Raw genomic sequence first — 14,585 nt, forward strand, 5'->3', positions numbered from 1 at the left:
AAGAAAGGTGCATATTCTTCCATTGGATCACCCTTGGAGGAAGTTTAAAATAAACCCATATAAAAGATCATTTTTATCTAATACAAAATAGGACATTTCTATTTAACGGAAAACAGGACATTTTCATTTTGCTGTTACACCCCAGAAATAGATTTTGAAAAAAAGCTCAAAGTTGTATAAGATTTTCTTAGGCAAATTCTCTTGAAAACACTAAAGAAACAGTAGAAAAGTTAAAGAAATGTCTTACCTGATAGCTGATGGCTGAGTGCTTACTAAAAGTTTATAAAGTCAGGAGGTGAAAATGCTTAAAGTAAAAGATGAAACATTTCAAAAACAAATTAGTTTATTATATAAATACCAACAAGAACATCTTCTTAAGTGGTGGGAAGAGTTAAATGAGGTCGAAAAAGAGGAATTTTCTAATCAAATTCTCAAGATAGATCTTCCTTTAATTGATGAGTTAATTAAAGAGCATCTTCTTAAACCAGAAAAAGAGGATGTTTTTGAAAAAAAAGAATTATTACCTCCAGAAATAATACCTGTTCCTATTACAGGAGAAGATTTAGATAAAGAAAGAGAGGCTAAAACGATTGGAGAACTGGCTCTTAAAAATGGAGAAGTAGGCTGCTTCTTGGTAGCAGGGGGGCAAAGCACCCGTTTAGGTTATGATGCGCCTAAAGGAATTTATCCCATTGGTCCTGTTACCGATAGAACTCTTTTTCAAATTCATGCCGAAAAGATAAAAGCTTTATCTGAAAGGTATAGTGTAAAAATTCCTTGGTATATTATGACCAGTAAATATAATCACGAGCAGACCGTGAAGTTTTTTAAAATGTATCAATTTTTTGGTCTGCCTTCCGAAGATGTAAAATTTGTAGTTCAAGGAATGATGCCAGCGGTGGATATAAAAGGAAAGATGATTTTGGAGAGAAAGAATCAGATCTTTGAAAATCCTAACGGGCATGGAGGAACTATTTTGGCGATAAGAGACAGTCATTATTTAGAAGATATGAAGAGCAGGGGAGTTAAGTATTTATTTTACTTTCAGGTAGATAATGCTTTTTTAAAGATTGCCGACCCTATATTTATTGGGCATCACATCTTAAATAAATCTTCCATGTCAGCTAAGGTAGTGGCTAAAAAATATCCCGAAGAGAAGATTGGCTTAGTAGGTTACATTAATGGAAAGTTAGGGGTAATAGAGTATAGCGAACTTACCAAAGAAGAAGTTTACACTAAAAATGAAGATGGTTCTTTAAAATTTAACGCGGGAAGCCCGGCTATTCATATTTTAAGTATAAGTTTTATTGAAGATATTCTTAATAAGAAAGCTAAGTTAAAATATCATAAAGCTTTTAAAGAGATGCCTTATTTAAACGAAGAGGGTAAAACAGTTACTGCTATCAAACCTAATGGTTATAAATTTGAAACCTTTATCTTTGATCTATTTCCAGAAGCAAAAAATGTTACTTTGATGGAAGTAAGTAGATTTGAAGAATTTTCCCCCTTGAAGAATAAAGAAGGAGAAAATTCGCCTTTAGAAGTTAAGAAGAATTTAACTAAACTTTATGCCAGTTGGATAAAAGATAGCGGTATAAAAATACCCTCGGATAAGGAAGGAAATATTAAAGGCTTTATCGAAGTAAGTCCTTTATATGCCTTAGATCAAGAAGAGTTTGTAAAAAAAGCCAAAGGAAGATCGTTTCAAAGAATTTGGAAGTAGCAAGATTAAGGTAAGTATTTAAGTTAGCTGTAAAGCAGATCTTACTTCAGCCATTGTTTTTTGAGCTACTTGAGAAGCTTCTTCTTTTCCTTTTTCTAATATCTTTTCTATCTCGGAGTGGTTCTTTTCGTAAAATAACCTTCTTTCGTGAATTTCTTTTAAGTCTTCAAGAATAGTTAAAGATAACCATTCTTTACATTTGACACAAGGTAACTTTCCTTCCTTGCATTCTTCTTCAATCTTATATTTTTTAAAATAAGAAGAAAAACTTTGGAATAAAGCAAAGACACTACAAATATCAGGATGCCCTTTATCTGAGATTCTAATTCTAGCTGGATCAGTAATCATGCTCTTTATCTTTTTAACAATCGTCTCTTTCTGGTCACTTAGGTAAAGGCAATTCTGATAACTTTTACTCATTTTTCTTCCATCCGTTCCTACTAATTTTGGAAAGTTAGTCAACATTTGTTGAGGAATAGGAAATACCTTCTGGTATAAGTTATTAAATCTTCTGGCAATTTCTCTAGTTAATTCTATGTGAGGAAGTTGATCTTCGCCTACAGGAATTAAATTACTCTTGTATAATAAAATGTCGGCCGCTTGCAAGACAGGATAACCTAAAAATCCATAAGTAAAGATGTCTTCTTTCTTAAGTTCCCTTATTTGTTCTTTATAAGTAGGATTCCTAAATAACCAGGGCAGGGGAGTGATATTAGAGAGAAGCAAACAAAGCTCGGCATGTTCTAAAACTTGAGATTGTCTAAATATTACCGATTTTTCAGGACTTATACCTACGCTTAACCAGTCAATAACCATTTGCAGAATATTTTCCTTAATTTCTTGACGGTGTTCGTAGTTGGTAGTAAGAGCATGCCAGTCAGCCACCATATAAAAACAATGATACTTATCTTGAAGTTCTACCCACATCTTCAAAGCACCTAACAAATTTCCAAGATGAAGTCGACCGGTAGGTCTCATTCCACTAAGGACAAGGTCTTTATTTGCCAATTATTTCTCCTCCCACCAGGATAGAAGACAATCTTACTACCAAAGGCCAAATTACCTTAGTTAAGAGTCCAAAATAAAGCAATATAAAGAGAAGAATAATTCCATAAGGTTCTAATTTGCTATACCTAAACATATATTTCCAAGAAAATAACCCACTTATTATTTTAGAGCCATCTAAAGGGGGAATAGGAATCATATTAAAGACAGCCAGGATGAGATTAATTATTAATCCATTAAAACATAAATTACCTAAAAAGGAATGCCAGTCAAAGATATTTAGTCTTAAAAAAACTGCAAATATAATGGCCATTAAAATATTGACTAAAGGTCCGGCTAGAGCTACATAGATTATATCTCTTTTAGGGTGCCTTAAGTTATTAATATTTACCGGCACCGGTTTTGCCCAACCTAATATTACTGGAGCACCAATTAAAATTAAGGTTAGTGGCAAGATGATCGATCCTACTAAATCTAAATGGACTAAAGGATTAATCGTCAATCTTCCTTCATCAAAAGCAGTAAAGTCACCATGAAGAAAAGCTATATAACCATGGGCTACCTCATGTACTATTACCGCTGCCATAAAGATACCCAAAGAAATAAAAAAAGTAGTTATCTCCATGAAATCTCCAATTCTTAGACAATAAAATAACGAAAAATTTACTAAAAATTTACATAATTGTCAAGGACATACTTTATTTCTTCTTCTTTTTTACTAAGGCTTCCTTCTAATTTTTCCAACAAGATAGAGTGAATAATTTTAGAATAAAGCGGACCGGGTTTGACACCTAATTTTTTTAGATCTTCTCCATTTAATAGGGGTTTTATATTTTGGAGGTTAGCTAAAAAAGACATCACTCTCTTTTTAGCTAAAAGACTCTTTTCTTTGTAATATAAAAATTCTATCTTAGCTAAGATAAAGAAGATCGTTTCAAAAGTTACTTTAGTTAAATTATGGTACAAATAAGTATTTAATAATTTTTCCTCTGCCGTGGTAAGGATATCTATTAGCTTGTCTTCTATTTCCTTGGTCTTTTTAATAATGATGGTTTCTTTTTTGGTAAATTTAAACCTTTTTATAATTTCATTAAGTTGGTAATCATTTAAATCATCTATTAAAGCTAAAAAATTTATTAACCAAACCTTTAATTTATTACTTACCAGAACAATTTCAAAGTCAAATCTTATCTTATTGATTATTTCCAATAAGCTATTTAGTTTATGATCAGCTTTTATTTGAGAATGAATAAAGCTTAAAAGTTGAAGTTTTTCTAAGTGTTTAATGGCTTTAAAAGGCTTATCTTCGTTTAAGATTAAGATAATTTCATCCTTAACTCTTTGAGGACTCAAAAGAGCAGATAAATTTTCTCTAATTGCTTTCCTGATAAAGTTTTCTGTAGCCTCTTCAATCTGAAAATTAAGTCTTTTTTCAAGACGAATAGCTCTAAATATCCGTGTCGGATCATCTATAAAACTAAGACTATGAAGAATTCTAATCTTTTTTCTATCTAAGTCTCTCTTTCCTCCAAAAAAGTCAATTAAATTACCATAATAAGGAGCATTAAGTTGAATAGCCATAGCATTTATGGTAAAATCTCTTCTTTTTAAATCTTCTTTAATCAAGCCTTTCTTTATTTTAGGTAAAGCAGCTGGATATTCGTAGTCTTCAACTCTGGTGGTAGCAATATCTAATTTAAAGTCACCGGGAAGGGTAATCACCGCCGTGTTAAATTTTTGATGAGCATTTACCCGGGCCTTAAAGTAAGAAGCAAATTTATAAGCAAAATTTATTCCATCGCCTTCAATGACAATGTCTAAATCATAATTTTCTACTCCCAACAAAAAATCTCTTACAAATCCACCTGCAATATAAGCATTATAATTCATTTCATTAGCCATTTCCCCAATTTTTTTAAGTAAGCTTAAAATGCTATAAGATACCTTTTTTTCCATTAAATCTTTTAGATTATCTTTATCTGTCTTTTCTTGGAAAAAATCTTTATATTCATAGCTTGCTTTTTTAAGAATATCTATGATCCTTTCTTTATTAATTAAACCACATAATTTGCCATTTTCAACTACAGGTAAATTTGAAATATTGTAATCTATTAAGAACATCTTGATCTTTCTTAAGGAAGTCTTTTTGTTAATCATTACCACATTTTTATAAGTATATCCTGAGACCTTACTTCTCTTTAAGCCAAATTCATAAGCTCCAATAATATCTTGGCAGCTAACTAATCCTAAAAGATTCCTTTCTTTATCCACGACAGGCAAAATGCTCTCTTTGATATTTTTAGTCTTCTGAAAAGCTTTAGCTATTGGATCTTCCGTCTTTACTGTCCTAACCTTCTTTTTTAAGAAATCTGTAGCTACCCACTCCGAAGTGATCTCTTTTTTTAGATATCTTATTAATCTTCTTTTTACTTCCCTAAGTGATAATTCATAGAGAGTAGCTGAAGCAGCGCTTTTATGGCCTCCTCCTTCAAAATAAGAGAGGATCTTATTTAGATCAACTTTTTTCAGCCTACTCCGGGCTATTAAGTATATTTTTTTACTAATTTGAACAATTAAGAATAATAGCTTTATCTTTTCCATATCCATTATTTTATGAGCTAAGGTGGCCAATTCACTGGGATAGACTTTTCTTGAAACAGTAACTATAAAGACTTCTTCATCATTAATCACATATTTCTTTATCTTTTTGATTAAATCATTTAACAAAGAGACTTGTTCTTTGTTTAATTCTTGTTTTAGAAAATTTGAGATTAGATTTAAGTTTGCTCCATGCTTTAAGAGATAAGTGAGCATCTCTACGTCAGTCTGAGTAGTGGTAAGGTAAGTTAAAGACCCGGTGTCTTCATATATTCCTAAAGCCATAATGCTAGCTTCTAAAGGGGTTATAGTTAATCCTTTCTTTTTAATAAGACTTAACAATATAGTTACCGTAGAACCCAAGGAAACTACTCTATGGACTTTACCTTTAATATCTTTTTCTTGTGAAGGGTGGTGATCGTAAATATGTATTTCTAGATCTTTTTTAGTTAAAAGTTTTTTAAATTTTCCAATTCGATTAGGTAATCTGGTATCAACAATAATAAGTTTGGTGATTTCTTCTAAATTTATCCCTCGAGGCTTTAAGAGGGGAATACTATGAGGAAATAGCTCTAAAAATTTTCGAACATCATATTCAGTGGAGCCAGGAAGAACCAGACTTGCTTTGGGGTATAATTTAGAAGCCGCAATTAGGCTAGCTAAAGCATCGAAATCAGCATTAACATGGGTAATAATAACTTCCATTTATCCTCGAGGATGATAACGTCGGTGGATCTCTTTCATTTTTTCTTGATTGATGTGGGTATAAATTTGAGTGGTACTGATATCGGAATGGCCTAAAAGCTCTTGAACCGTCCTTAAATCAGCATTATTAGAGAGAAGATGAGTAGCAAAAGAATGTCGTAAGATATGAGGGCTAATATTTTTACTTAGCTTGGCCTTTTGGGCATATTGTTTTGTAATCTTCCAAAATCCTTGCCGAGTAAATGTTTTTCCTGCAACCGTGACAAATAAGAGATAATTACAAAGGTTGTTCTTGATCAGAATTTGACGAGGTTCTGATAGGTACTGAGTTAAGTATTTAAGAGCAATTTTTCCTATCGGAATTATTCTTTCTTTAGATCCTTTTCCTAAAACTTTTACCAAACCTACCTCTAAGTTTAAATTTCTTATATCTATAGAGATTAACTCTGAGACCCTTACGCCGGTAGCATATAAAGTTTCTAACATCGCTTTATCTCTAATCCCGATAAGGGTAGTTACATTAGGTTGATCAAGTAATCTTTCTACCTCTTCTTGAGTCAGATACTTAGGTAGTTTGCTTTCAATTTTAGGAGATTCTATAGTTTCAGTGGGGTCATAGGTAGCAATATTCTCCATCATTAAAAACTTAAAAAGGCCTTTCACGGCCACTAATTTACGAACAATACTAGAAGGTGAAATATTGTTCTTCTTTAAACTTAATAAGAAATTAATAATATCAGTAGTCTTTATTTTTTGGAAAGAGTATTGTTCGCTACCTTGGGCAAGAGAATTAATAAATTGCTCAATATCTTTTTGGTAAGCGATGATCGTATTTTTAGCCAGACCTTTTTCAACCAAGAGATAATTTAAGTAATCTTTTAAGTGTTTTTTTAAATCATTGCTCATTTGGAGTTAAATTAATTGGCTCTAAGTTAAATCTCATTAATAACTACTATAGGTGCTATAAGTATGGATTAGAAGCTTTTTCTATTCCTACTTCAGTTAAGGGACCATGTCCTGGATAAATAAAAAGATGATCTTCAAAGACTAAAATTTTTTCCTTAATAGACCTGATAAGAGTATTTAATGATCCGCCATAAAGGTCAACTCTTCCCACAGAAGATGCAAACAAAGTATCACCAGTAAATAAGACTTTATCTCCGGTTTGATTTTTTACCAAGAGAGATATTCCCCCAGGAGAGTGACCGGGAGTATAAAGAATAAGAATATCAAGATCTCCTACTCTTATGGTATCATTATCCTTTAATAGCTGATCTGCTTTAGGCAAGATTATATCTTTTCCCCAAACATAACGTGATAAATTTAAGTTTCCATCTTCCAATGAAGAAGCATCGTCTTTATGGATTAAAACCTTCAAATTATACCGTTCTTTTAATTCTTTATTTCCTTTGATATGGTCAATATGGCCATGGGTATTAATTATATAAATAGGGAAAGTTTCTTTTAATATTTTTTCTATTTCTTTAGTGACTTCACCAGGATCGACAATAAATGACTTTTTAGTCTTTTTACAAATCACTATATAGCAATTAGTAAAAAGCTCTCCTACTTCTATTTTATGAATAATCATCTTTACCTTTAGTTACAGGACTATTATTATGAATATCTATTAACTTTCAATAGCAATAGTTACCGGACCATCGTTATGAATATCGACTAACATTTTAGCTTGAAATATTCCCGTAGAAACTTTGAGTCCTTCTTTTTTAATTTTATCAATAAATTCTAAATAGAGCTTTTCAGCTTTTTCCTTAGGGGCAGCTTTAGTAAAATCAGGTCTTCTTCCTTTTCTACAATCAGCATATAAAGTAAATTGAGAAACCACTAAGATTTCTCCTTTTTCTTCTAAAACAGAATAATTAAATCTTCCTTCCTCATCTTCAAATATCCTTAAATTTATAATCTTATTGATTAAATAATCTACCTCTTTTGAAGAATCATCCATGCTTACCCCTAAAAACACTACTAACCCTCTATTTATTTTAGAAACAAATTTTTCTTCTACCAAAATAGTTGCTTCTCTTACTCTTTGAATTAAAGCTTTCATTTTACCACAGTCTACCGGCAATCATAATCATATTTCGGCCACTATCTTTAGCTTGGTATAAAGCTTGGTCTGCTTCTGATACTAAGCTTTTCTTATTTAAAGCATTGATAGGATAAGTAGCTATGCCACCACTAATAGTCACCTTAATTTGATTCTCTGAGATATCGTAAAATTGTCTTTCGGCTATGCTTTTTCTAATTCTTTCAGCAATTACATAAGCTTGATCAGTGTTACACTTGGGAAAAATAATAACAAACTCTTCGCCTCCATACCTGGCTACCGTATCTTTAGATCTTATATTAAGTTTTAAGATGGAGGCTATTTCTTCTAATACCTTATCTCCGGTAAGATGGCCATAAATATCATTTATCCGTTTAAAGTGGTCAGCATCTATTATTAATAATGATAAGGGGAGATGTAACCAATTAGCTGAATTAATCTCTTTTTCTAATTTTATATCAAGATATCTGCGATTGTAAACTTTAGTTAACTGATCTGAGAAAATTTGTTCTTCTACAGAAGAATAACGATATATCCAAACTACTAAGTAACAAAATAGTATATTCATTATTGGTTGAATAGTAGCCAACCAGACATTTTTTACCTCAAAAAAATAGATACTGGTAATTAAATAAGATAAGACGATGATTAGGACCATGAAGATACTATTCACTAACCTGAGATAAGAAGAGAAAAATCCTGTTAGAGCACCTAAAAAAATGACTATTCCCAAGGTAGCTTTTTGGCTTAAAGGAACTAAAGGCTTTTTATTGAGGATATTATAAATAATATTAGCATGAACTTCTATCCCAGGGTAAACTGGAGAAAAAGGGGTAGAGGAAAGATCGTAAAGGCCAGGAGCAGAAGCGCCAACTAATATGATTTTATCTCTAAAGAATTCCACAGGTATGTCTTCTCTTAAGATAACTTCATAAGGAATGTAACGATAGGAATATGGTGGACCTATATAATTTATGAGCATCTTACCTTCATCGCTAATAGGTATCTTTATATCTTTAATTTTTAAACATTTTTCTTCTGGGATTAATCTTATCTCTTCTTTCTTAGCCTTTAAAAATATTCTGGCTATTTCTAAAGCAAAAGAAGGATAAATATTACTTTTATATTTCATGATTAAAGGCAAGTTTCTTATAATTCCATCGCTATCAGGAGTAATGCTTACATACCCAATACCAGCGCTATTTTTTAACAAAGTAGGTATAGGGAGAGAAGAGGCATTGCTTTCAATAAGTTTAATCAGATGATTATTTTGGTAATTTTTTAAAGTATTATTACAGTTATGCTTTTTAATTAATTCTTCTTTATGATCTTCTTTATAAATTTCTTCTGTGGTTCCTTTTAGTTTTTCTTCTTTTTTTGATAAAATCATAGAATGAACTACATTTCCTGCTTTTAAAGTAGCCTTGGAAATACGCAGATCTTCTTTTAAATCTTGATCTTCCTCAATAAAGAATATATCAAAGCCAATAACCTTAGGATTTCCTTTTTTTAAATAATCTATAATTTTAGCGTGATAAGACCTTGGCCATTGTTGGAATCTCCCTAATTTTTCTAAAGAGTAGTCATTAATATCGACAATAATAATGTCTTCAAAGACAGCATTTTTATCTGGATTAGGAAGGGCAGAACCTCTTAAACGAAACCTTAAGTCTAAAGTCTTTAATTCAAAATCTTCAAAAAGGTAGATATTAGAAGTAATAAAGATTAAGATTATACTGACTAGGCAGCCTAAGCTAATTCCTACAATTCTATAACTGGTTAAAAAATTTAAAGTATACTTAATTTTTAAGAACTTCATTTTCTTGTTTTAAATAAAAAAAGCCAAACAAAAATAACCTGTTTAGCTCTAAGGATTTAATCCAAAAAGAAAGGCAATATTAAAAAAGGATGTTAATTTGTTAATTTAAAGACAACAAACAATTTATGCTTCTTCCATAGAAATACTTCTTTCGTTTTGCAGCCACTCATCAATCTTTTCTTTTTTAAATCTCCAACAGTTACCAACCTTATACGCAGGAATAAGTTTTTTCTTACACATTCTATAAATAGAAGTTTCATGCATTCTAAGATACCTAGCAATCTCTTTTACTGTCATAATAGTTGGTCTTGACTCCTTCATTTATAAATTGCCTCCCTTTAAATAGTCAAATACTCGTACTTAATTTATTATTTTATTTTACTCAACTTTTATCAGTTTATAGCAACTTTTGTCTTACTTTAGCAACTTATGTATTCCTTGTCAAGAATATTATTCTCAGCCATTCTCATTATGGATTATGAAAATTTCTTTTTATTCTATATTGTGTAAACACTAAAAACTTGAGCTTTTGTTCAATAACAAAAGAAATAGAGACCTAAAGAAAGAAAAATTAATTTTTTTTAGGTAAATTTTATTGTATTTTTTTAATTTTATCTTATTTTATATCATTTTCTGTATTTTTTTTCTTGACAAATTATTATTAGTGAGATATTTATAGTTTAATTTAAAAGGAGGGGGTGATAATCTTGTCAAAATACACAGCCTTTAAATACCTATTCTTTATTTCTTCTTTTTTGGTATTTCTGGCATCTTTTCCTATTGTTCCCTTAAATAGTAATTTAAGTCCTATTTTAATAAAATGTTTTAACTGCCTTGATGATAAGTTAGTTATAAAATTTAATAGATTAAATAATAAATTACTTCTTTATGCCGCTATTAATAAAATATTAGTGACCGCTACTGCTTATAGCGCTAGTAAATCTGAATGCGATGATACTCCGTTTATTACTGCCAGTGGTAAAAATGTTCGTTCTAACATTATTGCTGTTAGTCGTGATCTTTATAAAAGCTTACCTTTTGGGAGTAAAGTAAAAATAAATAATAAAATTTATATTGTTGATGATTTAATGAATAAACGTTGGAAGAAAAGAATTGATTTTTTTATGTGGTCAAAAAGTCAAGCTAAAACTTATGGTAATCGTAAGGTCATAATGCAGGTTATGGAAGTTAAAAAGAAGATTTAAGATAACTTAATATAACTTCTGATAATATATATTATGTAAACTAAAAGTTATTTTTTATATTTATTGAGCTATTTCTCTTTCAAGATGGTGTTTTATTAAAGCAACTTCACTTACTATTGGTAAATTGCTTTCAAATAAAGATTTTTCATTTTCTTCATATAAAATAATATCTTGGTCATATGACATTAAACCAAGAATTACCGGGTAGTTAATAAAATTAGAATAAATCATCTTCTTTTGGGTATCATTTAAAATCTTATTTCCCACGATGAAGATCTTATTAATTCCTAAATCCTTAGATAGGCCAATGATACTTTTAGCTGTTTGCAGGCTATGTTTTCCAGGCTCTACTACAATAATAATCGCATCAACAAAATAAGCAGTACCTCTACTTAAATGTTCAATACCTGCTTCCATATCCATAATGATATGGTTTTTTTGCTCAATTAATAGATGAGAAAAGAAGTTTTTTAGAAAATTATTTTCTGGACAGTAACAGCCGCTACCACCTTTTTTTACTTCTCCCATCACCACTAATCTTAAATTTTCAAAGCATTGATAAGAATACTTTTCCAACAAATCGTCAACCTTTGGATTTAGCTTAAAAAAACTTTTTTCTATATTAATCTCCATTCGTTCTTTAATGAGATTTTTTAATTGAGAAATAGGTTTAATCTTACTTGATATCTCGGTTGGACATCCTAAAGCCGAAGCTAAGTTAGAATCGGGATCTGCATCAATAGCCAGTACTCTATCTTCTTGAGCAGCAAACATTCTACATAAAAGTCCAGCAAAGGTTGACTTCCCTACTCCACCTTTGCCAGTAATAGCAATCTTCAAATGAACCTCCTTTAATCCTTTTTTAACAGGCTTGGACCTAATTGTTGTATTCTTTCGGTCATTTCTCTGGCCACCTCAGCAAACTTAGGCCCCATCGAGGCGCTCATATTAAACATCTCCAATCTATTGCCACCAATTCCAATCTCATCTAATAAATTTTTAGCTCGGGCTACCCGACGTTTTGCTTTGATATTGCCATCGATAAAGTGACAATTACCTTCAAGGCACCCGGCGACATACACCCCATCTGCTCCATCCTCAAACGCCTTAAGCAAATAGATAATATCCACCTTGCCGGTGCAGGGCAGTTTAACTATCTTCACATTTGCGGGATAGTCAAGCCTCATCGAACCAGCTAAATCTGCTGCCCCATAGGCACAATAATGACAACAAAAAGCTACAATTTGTGGTTCAAATTGCTCATTCATATCACTACCTCCATTTCAAACATAGCATCTACTTCCGATTCTTTTTAATCTCAGGGATGTAAATTTAGATTGTCAACAATTAAGTATATCTTTTTATCTTAAAAATATCAACAGTTTATCAATCTTCGGCATAATTCTCATTATAAGATTTTACAAGACAGATTCTATTCCAGTGTCAAAAATGAGATACTTATCACTCCAATCAGGTAAGGAATAAATAAACAAGTAAGCGATTTAAATCCCCCTTAATCCCCCTTTATCAAAGGGGGATTAAGGGGGATTCCATGTTGTTTGAGAATATGTTTATAAGCGGAAATCAAAAATCCAGCCGTTCCGCAAGTAGGATCACAAATCGTTTCGTCTTTCTTCGGGTCAACTGCCGCCACAATAAAATCAATAATGTGGCGCGGAGTGCACTTAACCCACTGTTTAAGATTGTTACTTTGCCTAACCATTATTAGCGGGTCATAATGAGAATTGCTGAATCTTCGGCTAAAGCACAACAAAATCAGGCTTATTACCAAGCCTTGCTCTTGCATCGTGATCTATGCGGCTAACCTTGATTTGCTCAAAAATCCCCTTGCTCTTTCATCATCCTTTTGCGGCACTCTCACCGGCAACATACCCGCTTGAGAATGCCGATTGAAGATTATAGCCGCCTGTTCCGCCATCAATATCAATCACTTCACCGCAAAAATAAAGTCCTTTTATCTTCTTTGATTCCATTGTCTTGGGATTAATTTCATTAAGGGCTACTCCCCCCCTGGTTATGATTGCCTCTTCAATGGATCTTGGACCTTTGACCTGCATTTTAAAATCAGAAAGCAGCTCAATTAACCTCTGTCTCTCTCCTTTATCTATCTCGCCACACTTCTTGTCGTCTGCTATTCTCAAAAGCTTTATAAATACTGGTATTGCTTTATTTGGGAGCAAGTGCTTTAGGATGTTCTTAAATTTCATCTTACCATATTCGGTCAGTTCTCGTAGGACTCTTTTCTCAAGTATCTCTTTGGTCAAGGCTGGTTTAAAATTTATTGATAGAGTAACCTTTCCTAATTTAAGCCTTTGGACAATATTATGGCTTAGGGTAAGAATGATTGGACCGGAAAGACCGAAATGGGTGAATAACATCTCCCCAAACATCTTGACAAACTCTTTACCATTTAAGAATCCAGAGACTTCAACATTCTTCAGACTCAAACCCGCCAGCTCCTTGACATAAGATTCTTCTATTTCAAGCGGGACAAGACCCGGAGTAAGAGGAATAATTTTATGTCCCAATTCTTCGGCAAGTTTGTATCCATTGCCCGTTGAGCCTGTCCGCGGATACGACATTCCGCCAGTGGCAATAATCACTGCCTCACACCCAACAATCTCATCTTTTCCCTTCACACCCACAACTTTATTGCCATCCAGCATGACTTTACTCACCCGAAAATTGGTTTTAATTGAGACCTGATTATTTTTAAGATAATTTATAAGGCATTTTACTACATCCCCGGCTTCATTAGATTTGGGAAAAACTCTCTTTCCCCTTTCAACGACTGTGGCCACACCCCTTGATTCAAAGAATTCTATTAGATCGTGATTGAAGAATCTGGCAAAACAGCCATAGAGGAATCTTCCATTTCTACCATAATTCTGAATAAACTCGTCTAATTCAGCCATATTGGTGATATTGCATCGCCCCTTGCCTGTAATTTTCAGTTTATTTCCAAGACTTGGTGTCTTTTCAAGCAAGGTTACTTGACTTCCGCATTCTGCCGCTCTACCAGCAGCCATCATACCCGATGCTCCACCACCAACAACAATTATTCTTCGCATATTTTAGACAAAACCTCTTGTAGTTTTTCTATTGGAAGCCCAACTATGTTTGTAAAGCTACCTTCGTATCTTTCGACAAGGTTTTTACCTAATCCTTGAATACAGCAAGCTCCAGCTTTACCAAGAGGCTCTCCTGAATTTATGTAATCTTCTATCATCTCGTTGCTCAATTTTTTGAGTTGAACCTGGCTCTTGACTGCAAATTTAATTTCCCTACCTTCTTTTATTATTATGTAACAGCAAAATGAAAATGTCCTGTTTTCCGTTAAATAGAAATGTCCTATTTTGTATTAGATAAAAATGATCTTTTATATGGGTTTATTTTAAACTTCCTCCAAGGGTGATCCAATGGAAGAATATGCACCTTTCT

The 14,585-nt window shown here is 32.3% G+C and carries 15 protein-coding genes; 2 read left to right on the top strand and 13 right to left on the bottom strand.

Going from position 1 to position 14,585, the window contains the following annotated elements; all coding sequences use genetic code 11:
- Positions 1-301: 301 nt before the first annotated feature.
- Positions 302-1,723 (top strand): UDPGP type 1 family protein, encoded by a 1,422-nt coding sequence (locus tag KJ849_06455; GenBank protein ID MBU2600197.1) that lies wholly within the window; start codon positions 302-304, stop codon positions 1,721-1,723.
- A gap of 18 nt (positions 1,724-1,741) precedes the next feature.
- Here KJ849_06455 and trpS read toward each other — a convergent pair whose 3' ends face one another.
- The 8 genes from trpS to KJ849_06495 all read right to left on the bottom strand — a co-directional run bounded on the left by trpS (position 1,742) and on the right by KJ849_06495 (position 10,239).
- Positions 1,742-2,731, bottom strand: coding sequence for a tryptophan--tRNA ligase (trpS, locus tag KJ849_06460; protein ID MBU2600198.1), 990 nt, complete (start codon positions 2,729-2,731; stop codon positions 1,742-1,744).
- Complete coding sequence (locus tag KJ849_06465) at positions 2,721-3,353, bottom strand: site-2 protease family protein (protein MBU2600199.1); 633 nt, start codon at positions 3,351-3,353, stop codon at positions 2,721-2,723. The genes trpS and KJ849_06465 overlap by 11 nt, the downstream gene beginning before the upstream one ends.
- 41 nt (positions 3,354-3,394) lie before the next feature.
- Positions 3,395-6,031 carry a CBS domain-containing protein gene (locus tag KJ849_06470; GenBank protein ID MBU2600200.1) on the bottom strand — a complete coding sequence of 879 codons (2,637 nt, stop codon included), beginning with the start codon at positions 6,029-6,031 and terminating at the stop codon, positions 3,395-3,397.
- Positions 6,032-6,937: a site-specific tyrosine recombinase XerD gene (gene xerD, locus KJ849_06475; GenBank protein ID MBU2600201.1), complete on the bottom strand. Its 906-nt coding sequence runs from the start codon at positions 6,935-6,937 to the stop codon at positions 6,032-6,034.
- A 55-nt stretch (positions 6,938-6,992) separates the two neighbouring features.
- Positions 6,993-7,622 carry an MBL fold metallo-hydrolase gene (locus KJ849_06480; protein MBU2600202.1) on the bottom strand — a complete coding sequence of 210 codons (630 nt, stop codon included), beginning with the start codon at positions 7,620-7,622 and terminating at the stop codon, positions 6,993-6,995.
- A 39-nt stretch (positions 7,623-7,661) separates the two neighbouring features.
- Complete coding sequence (gene dtd, locus KJ849_06485) at positions 7,662-8,099, bottom strand: D-tyrosyl-tRNA(Tyr) deacylase (GenBank protein MBU2600203.1); 438 nt, start codon at positions 8,097-8,099, stop codon at positions 7,662-7,664.
- Between the two features lies 1 nt (position 8,100).
- Positions 8,101-9,918, bottom strand: coding sequence for a CHASE2 domain-containing protein (locus KJ849_06490; GenBank protein MBU2600204.1), 1,818 nt, complete (start codon positions 9,916-9,918; stop codon positions 8,101-8,103).
- 123 nt (positions 9,919-10,041) lie between these two features.
- A complete protein-coding gene (locus KJ849_06495) occupies positions 10,042-10,239 on the bottom strand; it encodes a helix-turn-helix domain-containing protein (protein ID MBU2600205.1) in 198 nt (65 codons plus the stop codon).
- Between the two features lie 386 nt (positions 10,240-10,625).
- On the opposite strand from KJ849_06495, the gene KJ849_06500 reads away from it, so the two are divergent.
- Entirely contained in the window at positions 10,626-11,123 is a 498-nt protein-coding gene (locus tag KJ849_06500) for a 3D domain-containing protein (protein MBU2600206.1), read from the top strand.
- A gap of 60 nt (positions 11,124-11,183) precedes the next feature.
- Here KJ849_06500 and KJ849_06505 read toward each other — a convergent pair whose 3' ends face one another.
- From KJ849_06505 to KJ849_06525, 5 genes are all read right to left on the bottom strand, one after another.
- On the bottom strand, positions 11,184-11,963 hold the full coding sequence (locus KJ849_06505; protein MBU2600207.1) for an AAA family ATPase: 780 nt from the start codon (positions 11,961-11,963) through the stop codon (positions 11,184-11,186).
- Between the two features lie 11 nt (positions 11,964-11,974).
- On the bottom strand, positions 11,975-12,391 hold the full coding sequence (locus tag KJ849_06510; GenBank protein MBU2600208.1) for a hydrogenase iron-sulfur subunit: 417 nt from the start codon (positions 12,389-12,391) through the stop codon (positions 11,975-11,977).
- Positions 12,392-12,636: 245 nt separating this feature from the next.
- Positions 12,637-12,930 (bottom strand): N-6 DNA methylase, encoded by a 294-nt coding sequence (locus KJ849_06515; protein ID MBU2600209.1) that lies wholly within the window; start codon positions 12,928-12,930, stop codon positions 12,637-12,639.
- A 52-nt stretch (positions 12,931-12,982) separates the two neighbouring features.
- Complete coding sequence (locus KJ849_06520; protein MBU2600210.1) at positions 12,983-14,215, bottom strand: NAD(P)/FAD-dependent oxidoreductase; 1,233 nt, start codon at positions 14,213-14,215, stop codon at positions 12,983-12,985.
- The gene (locus KJ849_06525; GenBank protein ID MBU2600211.1) at positions 14,203-14,499 is read right to left on the bottom strand and encodes a Maf family protein; all 297 of its coding nucleotides are present in this window, start codon (positions 14,497-14,499) and stop codon (positions 14,203-14,205) included. Before KJ849_06525 ends, KJ849_06520 begins: the two co-directional genes overlap by 13 nt.
- Positions 14,500-14,585: the final 86 nt, after the last annotated feature.

The sequence above is a fragment of the bacterium genome, assembly GCA_018830565.1.
Taxonomy (GTDB): domain Bacteria; phylum UBA9089; class JAHJRX01; order JAHJRX01; family JAHJRX01; genus JAHJRX01.

Bases quoted from the DNA above. Each gene is read 5' to 3' on its own strand.
- KJ849_06455 (MBU2600197.1), top strand. From the start codon at position 302: ATGCTTAAAGTAAAAGATGAAACATTTCAAAAACAAATTAGTTTATTA.
- KJ849_06465 (MBU2600199.1), bottom strand. From the start codon at position 3,353: ATGGAGATAACTACTTTTTTTATTTCTTTGGGTATCTTTATGGCAGCG.
- KJ849_06470 (MBU2600200.1), bottom strand. From the start codon at position 6,031: ATGGAAGTTATTATTACCCATGTTAATGCTGATTTCGATGCTTTAGCT.
- xerD (MBU2600201.1), bottom strand. From the start codon at position 6,937: ATGAGCAATGATTTAAAAAAACACTTAAAAGATTACTTAAATTATCTC.
- KJ849_06480 (MBU2600202.1), bottom strand. From the start codon at position 7,622: ATGATTATTCATAAAATAGAAGTAGGAGAGCTTTTTACTAATTGCTAT.
- dtd (MBU2600203.1), bottom strand. From the start codon at position 8,099: ATGAAAGCTTTAATTCAAAGAGTAAGAGAAGCAACTATTTTGGTAGAA.
- KJ849_06490 (MBU2600204.1), bottom strand. From the start codon at position 9,918: ATGAAGTTCTTAAAAATTAAGTATACTTTAAATTTTTTAACCAGTTAT.
- KJ849_06495 (MBU2600205.1), bottom strand. From the start codon at position 10,239: ATGAAGGAGTCAAGACCAACTATTATGACAGTAAAAGAGATTGCTAGG.
- KJ849_06510 (MBU2600208.1), bottom strand. From the start codon at position 12,391: ATGAATGAGCAATTTGAACCACAAATTGTAGCTTTTTGTTGTCATTAT.
- KJ849_06515 (MBU2600209.1), bottom strand. From the start codon at position 12,930: ATGCAAGAGCAAGGCTTGGTAATAAGCCTGATTTTGTTGTGCTTTAGC.
- KJ849_06520 (MBU2600210.1), bottom strand. From the start codon at position 14,215: ATGCGAAGAATAATTGTTGTTGGTGGTGGAGCATCGGGTATGATGGCT.